This window comes from Pseudomonas sp. (assembly GCF_049301935.1).
Lineage (GTDB): Bacteria > Pseudomonadota > Gammaproteobacteria > Pseudomonadales > Pseudomonadaceae > Aquipseudomonas.
In genome coordinates this window covers 1-15,839 of sequence record NZ_JBAQLP010000104.1, presented here as the reverse complement: position 1 = coordinate 15,839, position 15,839 = coordinate 1, and the positions used below count along the sequence as shown (strand labels likewise).

Annotated in this window: 14 protein-coding genes, 1 pseudogene and 1 riboswitch; of the genes and pseudogenes, 7 read left to right on the top strand and 8 right to left on the bottom strand. The window is 63.2% G+C overall.

Going from position 1 to position 15,839, the window contains the following annotated elements:
* Nucleotides 1-18 precede the first annotated feature (18 nt).
* Nucleotides 19-489 (top strand): chemotaxis protein CheW, encoded by a 471-nt coding sequence (locus WA145_RS13980; RefSeq protein ID WP_422582159.1) that lies wholly within the window; start codon nucleotides 19-21, stop codon nucleotides 487-489.
* Between the two features lie 56 nt (nucleotides 490-545).
* On the opposite strand, the gene WA145_RS13975 is transcribed toward WA145_RS13980, so the two are convergent.
* Both WA145_RS13975 and WA145_RS13970 read right to left on the bottom strand, forming a co-directional pair.
* Nucleotides 546-1,265 (bottom strand): 16S rRNA (uracil(1498)-N(3))-methyltransferase, encoded by a 720-nt coding sequence (locus tag WA145_RS13975; RefSeq protein ID WP_422582158.1) that lies wholly within the window; start codon nucleotides 1,263-1,265, stop codon nucleotides 546-548.
* 83 nt (nucleotides 1,266-1,348) lie between these two features.
* On the bottom strand, nucleotides 1,349-2,755 hold the full coding sequence (locus tag WA145_RS13970; RefSeq protein WP_422582157.1) for an adenosylmethionine--8-amino-7-oxononanoate transaminase: 1,407 nt from the start codon (nucleotides 2,753-2,755) through the stop codon (nucleotides 1,349-1,351).
* 303 nt (nucleotides 2,756-3,058) lie between these two features.
* Here WA145_RS13970 and WA145_RS13965 point away from each other — a divergent pair, with 303 nt between their 5' ends.
* A complete protein-coding gene (locus WA145_RS13965) occupies nucleotides 3,059-3,604 on the top strand; it encodes a cytochrome b (RefSeq protein ID WP_422582156.1) in 546 nt (181 codons plus the stop codon).
* Nucleotides 3,605-3,663: 59 nt separating this feature from the next.
* Nucleotides 3,664-4,242, top strand: a complete 579-nt coding sequence (locus WA145_RS13960; protein ID WP_422582155.1) for a YceI family protein — start codon at nucleotides 3,664-3,666, stop codon at nucleotides 4,240-4,242.
* A 256-nt stretch (nucleotides 4,243-4,498) separates the two neighbouring features.
* Here WA145_RS13960 and WA145_RS13955 read toward each other — a convergent pair whose 3' ends face one another.
* The 4 genes from WA145_RS13955 to ahcY all read right to left on the bottom strand — a co-directional run bounded on the left by WA145_RS13955 (nucleotide 4,499) and on the right by ahcY (nucleotide 10,657).
* Entirely contained in the window at nucleotides 4,499-6,397 is a 1,899-nt protein-coding gene (locus WA145_RS13955) for a DEAD/DEAH box helicase (protein WP_422582154.1), read from the bottom strand.
* A gap of 229 nt (nucleotides 6,398-6,626) precedes the next feature.
* Nucleotides 6,627-8,000: a nucleotide 5'-monophosphate nucleosidase PpnN gene (gene ppnN / locus WA145_RS13950; RefSeq protein ID WP_422582153.1), complete on the bottom strand. Its 1,374-nt coding sequence runs from the start codon at nucleotides 7,998-8,000 to the stop codon at nucleotides 6,627-6,629.
* A gap of 207 nt (nucleotides 8,001-8,207) precedes the next feature.
* Nucleotides 8,208-9,053, bottom strand: a complete 846-nt coding sequence (metF, locus tag WA145_RS13945; RefSeq protein WP_422582152.1) for a methylenetetrahydrofolate reductase [NAD(P)H] — start codon at nucleotides 9,051-9,053, stop codon at nucleotides 8,208-8,210.
* A gap of 194 nt (nucleotides 9,054-9,247) precedes the next feature.
* Nucleotides 9,248-10,657, bottom strand: coding sequence for an adenosylhomocysteinase (gene ahcY / locus WA145_RS13940; protein ID WP_422582151.1), 1,410 nt, complete (start codon nucleotides 10,655-10,657; stop codon nucleotides 9,248-9,250).
* Between the two features lie 23 nt (nucleotides 10,658-10,680).
* Nucleotides 10,681-10,774, bottom strand: a riboswitch (S-adenosyl-L-homocysteine riboswitch).
* Nucleotides 10,775-10,965: 191 nt separating this feature from the next.
* On the opposite strand from ahcY, the gene WA145_RS13935 reads away from it, so the two are divergent.
* The 4 genes and pseudogenes from WA145_RS13935 (at nucleotide 10,966) to WA145_RS13920 (ending at nucleotide 13,686) form a co-directional block, all read left to right on the top strand.
* Complete coding sequence (locus WA145_RS13935) at nucleotides 10,966-11,352, top strand: MAPEG family protein (protein ID WP_422582150.1); 387 nt, start codon at nucleotides 10,966-10,968, stop codon at nucleotides 11,350-11,352.
* 171 nt (nucleotides 11,353-11,523) lie between these two features.
* Nucleotides 11,524-11,940 (top strand): annotated as a pseudogene (locus WA145_RS13930) (type IV pili methyl-accepting chemotaxis transducer N-terminal domain-containing protein); the annotation flags it as partial.
* Nucleotides 11,941-11,991: 51 nt separating this feature from the next.
* Nucleotides 11,992-13,113: a methyl-accepting chemotaxis protein gene (locus tag WA145_RS13925; RefSeq protein WP_422582224.1), complete on the top strand. Its 1,122-nt coding sequence runs from the start codon at nucleotides 11,992-11,994 to the stop codon at nucleotides 13,111-13,113.
* Between the two features lie 123 nt (nucleotides 13,114-13,236).
* Nucleotides 13,237-13,686: a c-type cytochrome gene (locus tag WA145_RS13920; RefSeq protein WP_422582149.1), complete on the top strand. Its 450-nt coding sequence runs from the start codon at nucleotides 13,237-13,239 to the stop codon at nucleotides 13,684-13,686.
* Nucleotides 13,687-13,693: 7 nt separating this feature from the next.
* Here WA145_RS13920 and ligB read toward each other — a convergent pair whose 3' ends face one another.
* Nucleotides 13,694-15,361: an NAD-dependent DNA ligase LigB gene (gene ligB, locus WA145_RS13915; protein WP_422582148.1), complete on the bottom strand. Its 1,668-nt coding sequence runs from the start codon at nucleotides 15,359-15,361 to the stop codon at nucleotides 13,694-13,696.
* A gap of 117 nt (nucleotides 15,362-15,478) precedes the next feature.
* A partial coding sequence (locus WA145_RS13910) for a methionine adenosyltransferase domain-containing protein (RefSeq protein WP_422582147.1) occupies nucleotides 15,479-15,839 on the bottom strand: 361 nt, incomplete at its 5' end.

Below are 15,839 nucleotides of genomic sequence, written 5' to 3'. Positions count from 1 at the left end.
CCTGTACAGGAAATTTTTATGAGCCAAGCCGTCGTCCCGCAGAGCAGCGTCAACAGCCTGACCGGCCTGCTGGTGCCGCTGACTGACCGCACGCTGCTGCTGCCTAACGTGGCGGTTGCCGAATTGATCCCTTACCGCGTGCCGCAACTCAGCGCAGGCATGCCCAGCTGGTTCCTCGGGCAGATTGCCTGGCGTGATTTGCGCTTGCCGCTGTTGTCGTTCGAGGCCGCTTCGGATGGCCAGGCCAGCGTCAGCCCGGGCGCTCGCGTGGCGGTGATCAACGCTCTCGGTGGTCGCCCGGCGGTGAAGTTTATTGCCGTGCTGCTACAGGGTATCCCACGCTCGATCAAGGTCGGTGCCGAGCTGGTACGCGCCGATGTCGCCCTGTCGCCGCTGGAGCTGGATGCGGTGCAGTTTGGTGAGGCGGTGCTGAAGATTCCGGACCTGATCGGCTTGGAGCAGAAGCTGGCGGATGCCGGATTGATCTGACCGCTACCGTACGAAAAAGCCCGCGTTTGCGGGCTTTTTCTTGTGCGGAAACTTATTTAGAAATCGCCCCACAACTGTTGCGCCACGCTCAGCGCCACCACCGGTGCGGTCTCCGTGCGCAGCACGCGCGGGCCGAGGCGGGCGGCGTGGAAACCTTGGGTCTTGGCCTGGGCGACTTCGTTGTCGCTCAAGCCGCCTTCAGGGCCGATCAGAAAGGCCAGGGATTTAGGCGGTGGGTGACTGGCCCAGGGCTCTGCGACCGGGTGCAGCACCAGCTTCAGCTCGGCGGTAACCTGCCCCAGCCATTCGTTCAGGCTGATGGGCGGGTGAATGATCGGCAGCACCGAGCGGCCGCATTGCTCGCAGGCGCTGATCGCCACTTGCCGCCAGTGCGCCATGCGCTTGTCGGCGCGTTCATCCTTGAGGCGCACTTCGCAGCGCTCGCTGACGATCAGGCTGATCTCGTTGGCGCCCAGTTCGCTGGCTTTCTGAATCGCCCAGTCCATCCGCTCGCCGCGTGACAGGCCCTGGCCCAGGTGAATATGCAGCGGTGACTCTGCCTGACCGGCAAAGGTTTCGCGCAGTTCAACGCGCACGTTCTTCTTGCCCACCTCGATCAGCTCACCAAGAAACTCCTGGCCGCTGCCGTCGAACAATTGCACCGCATCGCCCACGGTATGCCGCAGCACGCGGCCGATATAGTGGGCCTGGGCTTCCGGCAGCTCATGCTGGCCGAGGGCGAGTGGGGCATCGATAAAGAAACGAGAAAGGCGCATGGATTGATCGCTGCAGCGGCACAGTTGAGGCGGCAAGCTTAACGCCTCAGGCGTGCCGCATACAGCCGGCAAGCTCGGAACGCTTAGCCCGGATCGCGAAAGCCCGGGTAGTTGGCATTGCCTTGCGCCACACTGACCGAGGTGCGGGTGGCGATATCGATGCCTTCGCTGGCCACCTCGGCGAGGAAGTCGATCTGCTCGGGGCTGATCACATAAGGCGGCAGGAAATACACCACGCTACCCAGTGGCCGCAGCAGCGCGCCGCGTTCCAGGGCGTGCTGGAACACCTTGAGGCCGCGACGCTCCTGCCAGGGGTAGGCGGTTTTACTGGCCTTGTCCTGCACCATCTCGATGGCCAGGGCCATGCCGGTCTGGCGCACTTCGGCGACATGCGGGTGCTCGGCCAGGTGCGCGGTGGCGCTGGCCATCCGCGTGGCCAGGGCCTTGTTGGCTTCGATCACATTGTCCTGTTCGAAGATATCCAGGGTCGCCAGGGCCGCCGCGCAGGCCAGCGGGTTACCGGTGTAGCTGTGCGAATGGAGGAAGGCGCGCAGGGTCGAGTAGTCGTCATAGAACGCCTGGTACACCTCGTTGGTGGTCAGGCACGCCGCCAGCGGTAGATAGCCGCCGGTCAGGGCTTTCGACAGGCAGAGAAAGTCCGGGCGGATGCCGGCCTGCTCGCAAGCGAACATCGTCCCGGTGCGGCCAAAGCCGACGGCGATCTCGTCATGGATCAGGTGCACGCCATAGCGGTCGCAGGCTTCGCGCAGCAGTCTGAGGTAGATCGGGTGATACATGCGCATGCCGCCGGCGCCCTGGATCAGCGGCTCGACGATGACCGCCGCGACTTCATGGCTGTGCTCGGCCAGGCACTGCTCCATATGGGCGAACATGGCGCGTGAATGGTCTTCCCAGCTGATGCCCTCGGGGCGGTGGTAGCAATCTGGGCTGGGCACCTTGAGGGTATCGAGCAGCAGCGCCCTGTAGGTATCGGTAAACAGCGCCACATCGCCCACCGACATGGCCGCGATGGTTTCACCGTGGTAGCTGTTGGACAGGGTGACGAAGCGCTTTTTCGTCGGCTGGCCGACGTTGAGCCAGTAGTGAAAGCTCATCTTCAGCGCGACTTCGATGCAGGATGAGCCGTTGTCGGCGTAGAACACCCGGTCCAGGCCTGCGGGCGTCAGCTTGACCAGGCGCTCGGACAACTCGATCACCGGTTGATGGCTGAAACCGGCGAGGATCACGTGCTCGAGCTGATCAACCTGATCCTTGATGCGCTGGTTGATCCGCGGGTTGGCGTGGCCGAACACATTGACCCACCAGGAGCTGACGGCATCCAGATAGCGTTTGCCGTCGAAGTCTTCCAGCCACACCCCTTCGCCGCGTTTGATTGGCACCAGGGGCAAGTGCTCGTGGTCCTTCATTTGCGTGCAGGGGTGCCAGAGCACTTTCAGGTCACGCTGCATCCACTGGTCGTTCAGGCTCATCGCTCGATTCATTCCTCGGTTCGCAATCATCTGCGCCAAGCCTATCAGAAGCACTGCGGGGGATGGACGGCACAACCCGGTACGGTTACCCAGAACGTCCACTGAGCCGCTCTATCCTGAGGTCTATGGCCGAGCTGCTGAACTTTGTCGAATGCCACCAGCCTAATTCGGCTGAGTTAAAGCATCGAACGACGCATCGTATTTCTCGATATTTCAAAGCGAAAATTTCCGCTTTTAGTCGATAGGTTTGTTGCTAGTCTTGCTCCACTCGCGACCCCTGTCCTTCTCTGCGGAAAGTTTGCAATGCAATGGCGCAACAGTTCTTCTCACTACGGCCTGGTCAGTATTGTTATGCACTGGTTGGTGGCTGTGGTGATCTTCGCTTTGTTTGGTCTGGGTTACTGGATGGTCGGCCTGGACTACTACAGCGGCTGGTACAAGAGCGCCCCGGATTTGCACAAGAGCATCGGTCTGCTGCTGTTTGTCGTGATGCTGGCCCGGCTGTCATGGCGCTGGTTTAGCCCACCACCGGCAAGTTTGCCCAACCACGGGCGGATGACGCGCCTGGCCAGCATGCTGGGCCATGGCTTGCTCTATCTGGGGCTGTTTGTCTTGATGATTTCCGGCTACCTGATTTCCACGGCAGACGGTCGCGGCATCCCAGTATTCGGGCTGTTTGAAGTACCGGCCAGCCTGACCAGCATTCCCGATCAGGAAGACGTTGCCGGGCTGGTGCATGAATACCTGGCGTGGGCGCTGGTGATCTTCGCCGGTGTGCATGCCCTGGCGGCGTTGAAACACCACTTTATTGATCGCGACCGAACGCTTACGCGGATGTTTGGTCGCTAGCAGGCTTGCTGTTTCCGGGGCTGGATAGGCCCCATCCCACACTCACAAGGAGTATGCCCATGTTGAAAAAACCCCTCGTAGCCCTGGCACTGGCTGGCGCACTGATCGGCGCCGGTCAGGCGATGGCGGCCGATTACGCCATCGACAAGCAAGGCCAGCACGCCTTCGTCAATTTCAAGATCAGCCACCTGGGCTACAGCTGGCTGTACGGCACCTTCAAGGATTTCGACGGCAGCTTCAGCTTCGATGCCGCCAAGCCGCAGGACAGCAAGGTCAATGTCACCCTGAACACCACCAGCGTCGACACCAACCATGCCGAGCGCGACAAGCACCTGCGCAGTGATGACTTCCTCAACGTGGACAAGCACCCCACCGCGACTTTCGCCTCCACCTCGGTCAAATCCACTGGCGAAGGCACTGCCGATATCACCGGCGACCTGACCCTTAATGGCGTGACCAAGCCGGTGGTAATTGCCGCCAAGTTTATCGGTGAAGGCAAGGACCCATGGGGTGGCTACCGCGCCGGCTTTGAGGGCAGCACCACGCTGAAACTGAAAGATTTCGACATCCAGAAGGACCTCGGCCCAACTTCCCAAGACGTTGAGCTGATCATCTCGGTCGAAGGCGTACGCCAGTAGGATGGGTTGAGCGCAGCGCTAGCCATACTGAGGATTTAACTCGCGTGGCAATGCTCAGGCTCAAACAAAAACGCCGCCCAATGGGCGGCGTTTTCGTGTGCGGCTAGCAGGCTGTTGAAAAACTACCTGCGTTGCCATCGCGGCGTTAAAAACAGGCTCAAAATGCTCATTTACAACTCGTAAACTCCGCTTTCTCGCCTGTTTTTGCCTTGCGCTGGCTGCCTCGCCAACGTTTTTCAACGGCCTGCTTCGCGGACTATGACTCTTCGCGGTTGCGCGTCAGCAGGGCCGGTTTTTCGCCGCGCGGACGTGCGCTCGCCAGTTCGTCGAGCTGCTCCGGTGTCGGGAAACGGTCCAGGCGCGAGCCCTTGTGCACGATCACCGGCTGCTTGTCGCTGGGGGCCTTCGCGGCACCTTCGCGGCGCGGCAGCTCGTCACGGTTCAGCGAGGTGGTGCGGGTGTCACGCGGCGGACGTGCACGGCCGGAGCCATTGCGCCCCTGACCGCCTTGGCCGCCAGAACCTGCGCCCTGGCGACGACCCTGTGCACCCGCGCCGGCGCCGGTATTTGCACCACCGCCATTGCTGCGGGGCTGCTTGGCTGGACGAGCACCCAGACCGACGCCGTTGCTGGCGCTCGGGCCGCTTGGCACTGCAGGCGCACCGGGCCGGCGGCCACGGTTCTGCTGCTTGTTCTGGTTCGGGCTTATATAGTCGGCACGGTTGCCGAAATTATCGATTTCATCGTCGCGGAACTCATCCGGCGCACGGTCCGGAGGCAGCGCAGGCACGGCCGGCGCGGCCGGCGCGGCAGCGCGCCCCGAGGACGCGTTACGCGGCTGTTGGCTGCGACCGCCCTGGGGCTTGGCGGCGCGACTGTGTTCCTTGCCGCTGTCCTTGCCTTTGTCCTTGCGTCCGCCGCCATGGCGTTCGCCTTCCGGCTTGGCGCCGCGCGGCTGACGTGGCTTCTGCGGCTCACGCACTTCCGGGCGCTCGGCTTCGACGGTGCTGGCATCGAAGCCGAGCAGATCGCCGTCGCCGATCTTCTGCTTGGTCATGCGCTCGATGCCCTTGAGCAGCTTCTCTTCATCCGGAGCCACCAGGGAGATCGCCTCACCGCTGCGGCCGGCACGGCCGGTACGGCCGATGCGGTGCACGTAGTCTTCTTCGATATTCGGCAGCTCGAAGTTGACCACATGCGGCAGCTGGTCGATATCCAGACCGCGGGCGGCGATATCGGTGGCCACCAGGATGCGCACATTGCCCGCCTTGAAGTCAGCCAGGGCTTTGGTGCGGGCGTTTTGGCTCTTGTTGCCGTGGATCGCCACAGCCGGCAGGTTGTGCTTGTCGAGGTACTCGGCCAGGCGGTTGGCGCCGTGCTTGGTACGGGTGAACACCAACACCTGTTCCCAGGCGCCAGCGCTGATCAGGTGGGCGAGCAGGGCGCGCTTGTGGCTGGCCTGAACACGGAACACGCGCTGTTCGATGCGCTCGACCGTGGTGTTCGGCGGCGTCACTTCGATGCGTTCCGGGTTATGCAGCAGCTTGCCGGCGAGATCGGTGATGTCTTTCGAGAAGGTCGCCGAGAACAGCAGGTTCTGGCGTTTGGCCGGCAGCTTGGCGAGGACCTTCTTCACGTCATGGATAAAACCCATGTCGAGCATGCGGTCGGCCTCGTCGAGGACGAGGATTTCCACGTGCGACAGGTCGATGGCGCGCTGGTTGGCCAGGTCGAGCAGGCGGCCGGGGCAGGCCACCAGCACGTCGACGCCCTTGGCCAGGGCCTGGACCTGCGGGTTCATGCCAACGCCGCCGAAGATGCAGGCGCTGACGAATTTCAAATCGCGGGCATACAGCTTGAAGCTGTCATGCACCTGGGCGGCCAGTTCGCGGGTCGGTGTCAGAACCAATACGCGCGGCTGTTTCGGGCCGTGACGCTGTTCGCGATCCGGGTGACCGTTGGGGAACAGTCGCTCGAGGATCGGCAGGGCAAAACCGCCTGTCTTACCTGTACCCGTCTGGGCCGCCACCATCAGGTCGCGACCTTGCAACGCGGCGGGGATGGCCCGCTGTTGCACCGGAGTGGGTTGGGTGTAGCCGGCGGATTCGACCGCACGGACTAAAGCCTCGGAGAGACCGAGGGAGGCAAAGGACATGTGTAATCCTGTCTAGTGAGGGCGCAGCCCTATGGGGTGTATTGCCTGGCTTGAATCACGCTTGGGGGGCGTAATCCCGTCCGGTACTGCTGACCTCTGGGGGCTAGCATCCGGGCGCAAGCCTGGCGGGAAGGCCCGAGTATAACAGAGCCGCCGGTCTGTGCGAGCCTCCGCCTGCTCGGTGGTCGCGCGTCGTTGCCGTACCAGCAACGACGCGGGTTTCACTGGTTCAGCTGGTCAGTTTGTAGCAGGGCGTGTAAGCGCTGCCGCCGGGTAGTTTCATCCGGTGCTGATCGACGAAGGCCTGCAGCAACTGGTCGAGCTGGCGCATGATGGCGCGCTCACCGGTGATCTCGTAGGGGCCGTATTGTTCGATCAGACGGATGCCCTTGTCCTTGACGTTGCCGGCGACAATCCCGGAAAACGCCCGGCGCAGGTTGGCCGCCAGTTCATGCACCGGCTGCTCGCGGGTCAGCTTGAGGCTGGCCATGTTGGCGTGGGTCGGCTCGAACGGGTGCTGGAAACTTTCGTCGATCTTCAGCAGCCAGTTGAAGTGGAAGGCGTCGTTATGTTCGCGGCGGAACTGTTTGACTGCCTTGACTCCTTCGGCCATTTCCCGGGCGACCTGCTCGGGGTCGTTGATAATGATACGGTAGCGCTGCTGCGCGGCTTCACCCAGGGTCGCGCCGATAAACTCATGCAACTGCTCGAAGTAGGCGGCGGCGCTGCGTGGCCCGGTCATAATCAGTGGGAAGGGGAGGTTCTGGTTGTCCGGGTGCATGAGGATGCCGAGAAAATACAGCAGCTCCTCGGCCGTACCGGCGCCGCCGGGGAAGATGATGATGCCGTGGCCAACCCGGACGAAGGCTTCCAGGCGTTTCTCGATATCCGGCAGGATCACCAGCTCATTGACGATCGGGTTGGGCGCCTCGGCGGCGATGATCCCCGGCTCGGTCAGGCCCAGGTAGCGGCCGTGTACGTTGCGCTGCTTGGCATGGGAAATGGTCGCGCCTTTCATCGGCCCCTTCATCACCCCGGGGCCGCAGCCGGTGCAGATATCCAGGCCGCGCAGGCCCAGTTCGTGACCGACTTTCTTGGTGTACTTGTATTCCTCGGTGCTGATCGAGTGACCGCCCCAGCACACCACTATCCTTGGTTCGACGCCGGCGCGCAGGGTGCGGGCGTTGCGCAGCAGGTGGAAGACGTAGTCGGTGATGCCCTGGGAGCTGCCGAAGTCGATGCGCTGGTTTTCCAGCTCGCTCTGGGTGTAGACGATATCGCGCAGGGCGCTGAACAGCATCTCGCGGGTGCTGGCGATCATTTCGCCATCGACGAAGGCGTCGGCCGGGGCGTTGAACAGCTCCAGGCGGATGCCGCGATCCTGCTGCAGGATGCGGATTTCGAAGTCCGGGTAGGCTTCCAGAATGGTCTTGGCGTTGTCGCTGTGCGAGCCGGTATTGAGGATCGCCAGGGCGCACTGGCGGAACAGCGCATAGACGCTGCCGGAACCGGTTTCGCGCAGCTGCTGCACTTCACGCTGCGAGAGGGTTTCCAGGCTGCCTTTGGGCGTGACTGAGGCGTTGGTCTTTTTTCGTGCGGCCATTGCGGCGCTCCATGGTTGTGATACCGCGTAAGCCCTGCATGGCTAGACGCTTGCTGAAAGTATGGTCGTGACTGACTGCGCTGACCGGGCCGTGCGTTGCAAAAGGCTACCGTGGTTTGCCGGGCGCGTGGCTAAAAGGCAGCGGCGCAGAGCCGGGTAAAGAGCCGTCGACACCTGCCGGGCGTGGTGTGCCGACGGCTGCTGCCGTTAGCGTGGCAGCTTGAGGTTGTTCCAGATCGCCAGGCTCGGCTCAGCCTGGTTCATGCTGTAGAAGTGCAAACCCGGGGCGCCACCCTGCAGCAGACGCTCGCACATTTCAGTGATGACCTGCTCGCCATACGCCTGGATGCTGTCGGTATCGTCCCCGTAAGCTTCCAGTTGCTTGCGTACCCAGCGCGGGATTTCCGCACCGCAGGCGTCGGAGAAGCGCGCCAGCTTGCTGTAGTTGGTGATCGGCATGATGCCCGGTACCACGGGGATATCCACACCCAGCTTCTGCACGCGCTCGACGAAGTAGAAGTAGCAGTCGGCGTTGAAGAAATACTGGGTAATCGCACTGTCGGCGCCGGCCTTGGCCTTGCGCACGAAGTTGGCGATGTCGTCTTCGAAGTTACGTGCCTGCGGATGCATTTCCGGGTAGGCGGCTACTTCGATATGGAAGTGATCAGCGGTTTCTTCACGGATAAAGCTGACCAGTTCGTTGGCGTAACGCAGTTCGCCGCTGGCCATGCCCATGCCGGACGGCAGGTCGCCGCGCAGGGCGACAATGCGCTTGATTCCGGCATTTTTGTAAAGGTTCAGCAGGTCGCGCAGTTCGCCCTTGCTGTCACCCACGCAGGACAGGTGTGGTGCGGTGCTCACGCCCACTTCGCCGTCCAGTTGCAGCACGGTGTTCAGCGTGCGGTCGCGGGTGGAACCACCGGCACCGTAGGTGCAGGAGAAGAAATCGGGGTTGTAGGTCGCCAGCTGGCGCGCTACGTTCATCAGTTTTTCGTGCCCGGCTTCGGTCTTGGTGGGGAAGAACTCGAAGCTGTAACGGCGTTCTTGAGACATAAGACGTTCCAGTTAAAACAAGCCAGGCTTGGATGTAGGGTGGGTTAGGCCGCAGACCACTTGTACAGGGGCTCGCTACGGTTTCTGCGCGGCGCGTAAGCCACCAAGCGGTGGTCAGATCGACGCTGAGAGTACCTGCCGACAGCGATGGTGGGTTACACCGCTGCGCGGCTAACCCACCCTACGGGCTGTGCTTAGTAGCGGTAAGCGTGTGGCTTGAACGGGCCTTCCTGCGGCACGCCGATGTACTCGGCTTGCTTGCTGGTCAGCTGAGTCACCACGCCGCCGAAGCCCTTGACCATTTCCAGGGCCACTTCTTCGTCGAGCTTCTTGGGCAGCACTTCCACGGTCAGGCGCTCGGCTTTCTGCGCGGGGCTCAGGTCGGCGTACTTCTGGCCGAACAGGAAGATCTGCGCCAGCACCTGGTTGGCGAACGAGCCGTCCATGATCCGGCTCGGGTGGCCCGTGGCGTTGCCCAGGTTGACCAGACGGCCTTCGGCCAGCAGGATCAGGTAGTCGTCGTTGTGCGGGTCGAAGCTGCCGGCGCCGGTGCGGTGGATCTTGTGCACCTGTGGCTTGACCTCTTCCCAGGCCCAGTGCTTGCGCATAAAGGCGGTGTCGATCTCGTTATCGAAGTGCCCGATGTTGCACACCACAGCGCGCTTTTTCAGGGCCTTGAGCATGTTGGCGTCGCAGACATTGACGTTGCCGGTGGTGGTCACCAGCAGGTCGATCTTGCCCAGCAGGGCGGTGTCGATGCTGGCGGCGCTGCCGTCGTTGATCCCGTCGATAAACGGCGAAACCACTTCATAGCCGTCCATGCACGCCTGCATGGCGCAGATCGGGTCGACCTCGGTCACGCGCACGATCATGCCTTCCTGGCGCAGCGACTGCGCCGAGCCCTTGCCCACGTCGCCGTAGCCGATCACCAGCGCCTGCTTGCCGGACAGCAGGTGGTCGGTGCCGCGCTTGATGGCGTCGCTCAGGCTGTGACGGCAGCCGTACTTGTTGTCGTTCTTGCTCTTGGTCACCGAGTCGTTGACGTTGATCGCCGGGATTTTCAGCTCGCCCTTGGCCAGCATGTCCAGCAGGCGGTGGACGCCGGTGGTGGTCTCTTCGGTGACGCCGTGGATGCGTTCCAGCATCTGCGGATACTTCTTGTGCAGGATCTCGGTCAGGTCGCCGCCGTCGTCGAGGATCATGTTGGCATCCCATGGCTTACCGTCCTTGAGGATGGTCTGCTCGATGCACCACTCGTACTCTGCTTCGGTCTCGCCCTTCCAAGCGAATACCGGGATACCGGCGGCAGCGATGGCCGCAGCGGCCTGATCCTGGGTGGAGAAGATATTGCACGACGACCAGCGTACTTCGGCGCCCAATGCGGTGAGGGTTTCGATCAGCACGGCGGTCTGGATGGTCATGTGGATGCAGCCGATGATCTTCGCGCCCTTGAGCGGCTGCTCGCCGGCGTATTTGCGGCGCAGGCCCATCAGGGCGGGCATTTCCGATTCGGCAATGATGGTTTCGCGACGGCCCCAGGCAGCCAGGGAAATGTCGGCGACCTTGTAGTCGTTGAAATCGGCAGGCGTTAGTACAGCGCTCATAAATGAGATCTCCATTCGTTTGTGTCGAATGGGCGCCGTTGATGCGTATGGTTAACGCCCTGTCCGAGCCTGACAAATCCCTGCTCGGCAGGGTTTGCTGCAGCGCCCCTCGGACAGGTGGCGGGAGCAACCGGAGCTGTGCCGGTTGCGTGAAGCTGGCGAAGTATAGCCAGCCTGACGCATAAGCCCAAGGCTTTCTGTCGGGCTAATTGGCTGTTGCGCCATGCGTTCTGGCCAGTTCAGTCATGGTCTTTGGGGTGTGTCTGAGGCAGGCTGCGAGCCTTACTGTCCCTGCCTCTGGAGCTACCATGACGATTGCTTACTGGTGCGTGCTGATCGCTATTGTCCTGCCTTACCTGGCTACCACCAGCGCCAAGTTCCTCGGCGCCGGTTACGGGCCGCACGCCAACAGTGACCCACGTGCGTTTCTCGCGGGGTTGGAAGGCTGGCGCAAACGGGCCAACAATGCCCAGCTCAACGGCTTCGAGGTGACCCCGGCGTTTGCCGCAGCGGTGATCATCGCTCACCAGGCCGGCGGCGCCGAGCAGGGGCTGCTGGATCAGCTGGCGATTGCCTTCGTGCTCAGCCGGGTGCTGTATTTCCTCTGCTACCTGGCCGACTGGGGGCCGATCCGCTCGCTGGTGTGGTTCGCTGGCATGGCGCTGATCGTCAGCCTGTTTGTGGTTGCGACCTAAGCCTGCATTGATCCGGCATAGGCGCCCCAATGTGCGGCGCCTTGACGCACCTTATCTGCGCGCAGAGGCCCACGGCTAAAGGCGCACAGCGTCTTGCGGGTTGGTCTGGGTAGACTAGTGTTGATTCGACGGTAGTGGACTCGCCGTAACTAGTCTTATGAGGGATGCGTCATGTCAGCCACGCTATTTTTCGATCGCATGCTGTGCGCCATAGGTCTGCGCACCCTGAATCAGCAGTTCCTGTTTTCCTACGTACTGATGTTCCTCCTGGCGCTGGTCGCCTCGGTGGCGCTGTACCTGAATATGGCGGTGTCGCCGGAGACCATCAACGTCGCCGGCGCCCAGCGCATGCTGAGCCAGAAGATGACCAAGGAAGCGCTGTTGTTGCGTGAGGGCGCCATCGAGCGGGCGGCGCTGGAGGCCACCATCAAGCAGTTCGCCCAGGCCCACGAGGCCCTGCTCAAGGGCAGCGCCGAGCGCAAGATCAGTGTGATCGAGTCGCCGCCGATCCAGACGCAGATGGCCCTGGTCGGCAAGCTCTGGCAGGACTTCCGCAGCCAGTTGGAAACCCTCGCAGGCGGTACGCAGACGGTCGACCTGGCCGCCCTGGAAGGGGCCTCGACCAGCCTGCTGCGGGAAATGAACAAGGCCGTTGGGCTGATGGCGGCGCATGTCGAGAGCCGTCAGCGCAGCCTGATGTGGCTGGCCTTCGGCTGCCTGCTGGGCATTCTGTTGCTGGTGGTGCTGGGGCGGCAGTTTGGTCTGCGTCCGCTGATGGCCAACCTGGGCATGGTGGAACATGGTCTGACCCGCGTCGGCGGTGGCGATTTCACTCGTAGCCTGGACGGCGAGCAGCGTGACAACGAGATCGGTCGCATCATTGCCGGTTACAACCGCATGCAGGGGGCAGTGCGCACCCTGCTAGGCGAGGTCAAGGCTTCGGGCGGGCATACCCATGCCCATGTCCAGCAGGCGGTGACGGTGGCGCAGGCGGCGGGTGAGGGCGCGCGGCGCCAGCATGAGAATCTCGATCAGGTGGCCACCGCCATGACCGAAATGAGCGCCACGGTGGCCGAGGTGGCGCGTCATGCCAGCCTGGCCGCCGAGTCGGCGCGCAACGCCGATGAATGCGCCCAAGCCGGGCAGCGCGCGGTGCAGCGCAGCACCGAGTTGTTGGCCGAACTGGCCGGGCAGATGGAGCGCAATGCCGAGGGCCTGGTGGCCCTGCGCGAGGAAACCGCCGGGGTCGGCAAGGTACTGGAGGTAATCACCGCCATCGCCGAACAGACCAACCTGCTGGCGCTCAATGCGGCCATCGAAGCAGCCCGTGCCGGCGAGGCCGGGCGTGGCTTTGCCGTGGTCGCCGACGAGGTGCGCACCCTGGCCAGTCGTACCCAGCAGTCCACCGGGGAGATCCAGGCGATTATCCAGCGCCTGCAAACCGGTGCGCAGCAGGCCGTAACCACTATTCAGAGCAGCACCGAGCTGGTGCGCAACAACCTTGCACATATTCAGGAGACCAATCAGGTACTCGACACCATAGTTGGCGCGGTGGATAGCATCAGCGCGATGAATGCGCAGATCGCCACGGCGGCGGAGGAGCAGAGCCAGGTCGCCCATGATATCGATCAGCGGGTAGCAGAAGTGTCGGACCTGGCCGAACGCAGCCATGACGATGCGCAGAGCGTGATGCAGGTCAGCTCACAGATCCAGGATGAGGTGCAGCGCCTGACCGGCCAGCTCAGCCGTTTTCAGACCTGAGGGCAGGCCCATGGCGCTGCGCTCCCCGTCGCAGCGCCATGGCCGCGGTCTGATTGCAGTTCTGTAATGCCTTGTCCATCTGCGATACTGCCGGCCCATTTGAGCCAACCGCGATCCCCGTTGATGAAAATCCGCTACCTGCTGTTGCCCCTCCTCGCCCTGACCCTGACCGCCTGTGGCGGCGTCGATCCCAACTCGCCGCAGGGCCAGCGCCAAGCCATCTTCAAGCAGATGCTCAAGGTCAGTGAAGACCTCGGCGGCATGCTGCGCGGGCGGCTGGCGTTCAAGGAACAGGCATTTATTGAGGGCGCAGACAAGCTCGATCAACTGACCCGCACGCCCTGGCAGCACTTTCCGCAGGTGCGCGACAACGCTGAGGAAAGTCGCGCCAAGGATGACGTCTGGCAGCGTCAGGCGCGTTTTCAGGCGCTGGCCCGCGCGATGGAGGCGAGCACCGCCGCGCTGGTCGCCGCCACTGCCGTGCAGCCGTTAAAGCCTGAGGCGTTAATAGCGCCGATGCAGCGTGTCGAGGACAGCTGCAAGGCCTGCCATGAAGAGTTTCGCGCCTTCTGACGATTGCTCAAAAACCTGCTATCTGCGCCTCGCGCAGTTGTTTACGCAGGGCACGCACTTCCGGGTGTTGAAAGAACGCGTGTAACTGCATTGCGCGTTGCGGGCCGATGCCGGGTTGGCGTTGCCAGTCGGCTACGCTACGTTGCGCCAGGCTGTCCCAGTCGGCGTCCAACGGCAGATCGCCATTGCCGGGCAGGCCGAGGGCGCGTAGCCAGTCGCGCATGGGGCGCTCGCGGGCCAGGCTGAAACTCTGTTGCAGGGCCCTGGCGCTGCGTGGGCCGAGGCCCGGAATGCTCTGCAGTTGTTCGGTGGAGAGGTGCAGCCAGTCGAGCAGGCTGTCGAGTTGTTGCGCGTGCAGCAGTTTTTCCCAGGTGCCGGGGCCCACACCCGCTAACGCCAGGCCCTGTTTGCTGCTGAGCCAGGCCAGGCGTGCGCGGAATTGGCTGGCGCAGGCCGGTGTGGCACGCCAGCAGCTCAGTGGGTGATAGGCCGCAGGGTCAGGTACCGCCAGTGCGGCGCGTTGCTGGGTACGCCAGAGCACGCTGTGCAGCGCAGGAATGGTCAGCCCGGACAGGCGGATCACCACCTGATCGCCGGGGCGGATATCCAGGGCCTGCCAGCGCTGCAGCGAGCCGGTGCTGACATATTCGATGCGCCGGTCATCCAATTTTACCGGCTGTACGCGCAGCACCGGGGTGATGCGCCCGCTGCGGCCGATGCGAAAATCCACCGCCTGCACCACGGCCAAGGCCTGGCTCACCGGGTATTTCCAGGCCACCGCCCAGTGCGGTGGTTCGGCTTGCCAGCGCGCGGCCGCCGGTCGCTGCCCTTGGCGCAGCACCACACCATCGGTGGCGAAGGGCAGGGCGCTGCGGTACCAGCGTTCGCGCCAGTGGGCGGCCTGTTCCAGGCTGCGGATCGGCTGGCTGAGCTGCTGGCTGTCGGCAAACCCCAGTTCTGCCAGCTGCTGCAGGCGCTGGGGCATCAGTGCCGGGCCATCGGGCCAGTCCCAGACAAACAGGCCGATGCCGGCGGCTTCCTCTGTTGTTAGCGTTTGCCGGTTCATCAATCCGGCGACCTTGCTGCGCGCGCCCAGGCTGCCGGACTTGTGCTGGATATGCCCGGGCAGACGCCAGTACAGCTCGCCTTGCAGCACCAGGCTAAGCGGCCTGGGCAGTTGTGCGGGAATGGCCGGCAGCTGGCGAGCGTGGACGCTCCAGTCCTGCCCTGTGCGGCCATCGCCACGGCTGATCAGCTGCTGCAACTGGCCGTCGCGATAAACCAGGCTGATGGCAACCCCATCGACCTTGGGCTGAACCCACAAGTCCTCGCGACTGGCGATCCAGTCCTCTGCCGCGCGGCTGTCGGCCAGCTTGCGCAGCCCGGTATGCGCGGTTGGGTGGTGATGAGGACCGTTGCTGGTGCTCAGCGGATCGCTTGGGGTGACTGTTGCTTCGGGGAAGCAGGTGCGCCAGCGCTGCAGGTTGGCGCTGGCCTGGTCATACAGCTCATCGGCGATCGGGCTCTGTCCCTGGCGGTGGTAGGCGTCGTCCCACTCGGCCAGCTGCCGCGCCAGGGCGCTGAGTTCGCGCTCGGCGCGAGGTGTGGGCCAGTCGGGGCAGGCGGCCCAGAGGTGGCTACTGAACAGCAGGAGGCAGGTCAGTATGGCTTTCATGGTGAGCGTCCTTGCTCGGCAGATGACCCATTGAGCCTAGTCACTTTTCCCGGACGGACTGAGTTGCGCACAATAAAAAGCCCCGCGCGTGGCGGGGCTTGCTGTGTTGCTTTGGGCTTACAGGCCAGCGGCGGCGCGCAGGTCGGCGACCTTGTCGGTCTTTTCCCAGGTGAAGGTGGTGAAGCTGTCGTCGCCGACAGTCTTCTGCACCGGGGTGCGGCCGAAGTGGCCGTAGGCCGCAGTTTCCTGGTACATCGGGTGCAGCAGGTCGAGCATCTTGGTGATGGCGTAGGGGCGCAGGTCGAACACCTCGCGCACCAGTTTGATGATCTTGTCCTCGGCGATCTTGTGGGTGCCGAAGGTGTTGATCGAGATCGAGGTCGGCTGGGCCACGCCGATGGCGTAGGACACCTGAATCTCGCAGCGCTCGGCGAGGCCGGCGGCGACGATGTTCTTCGCCACATAACGACCGGCATAG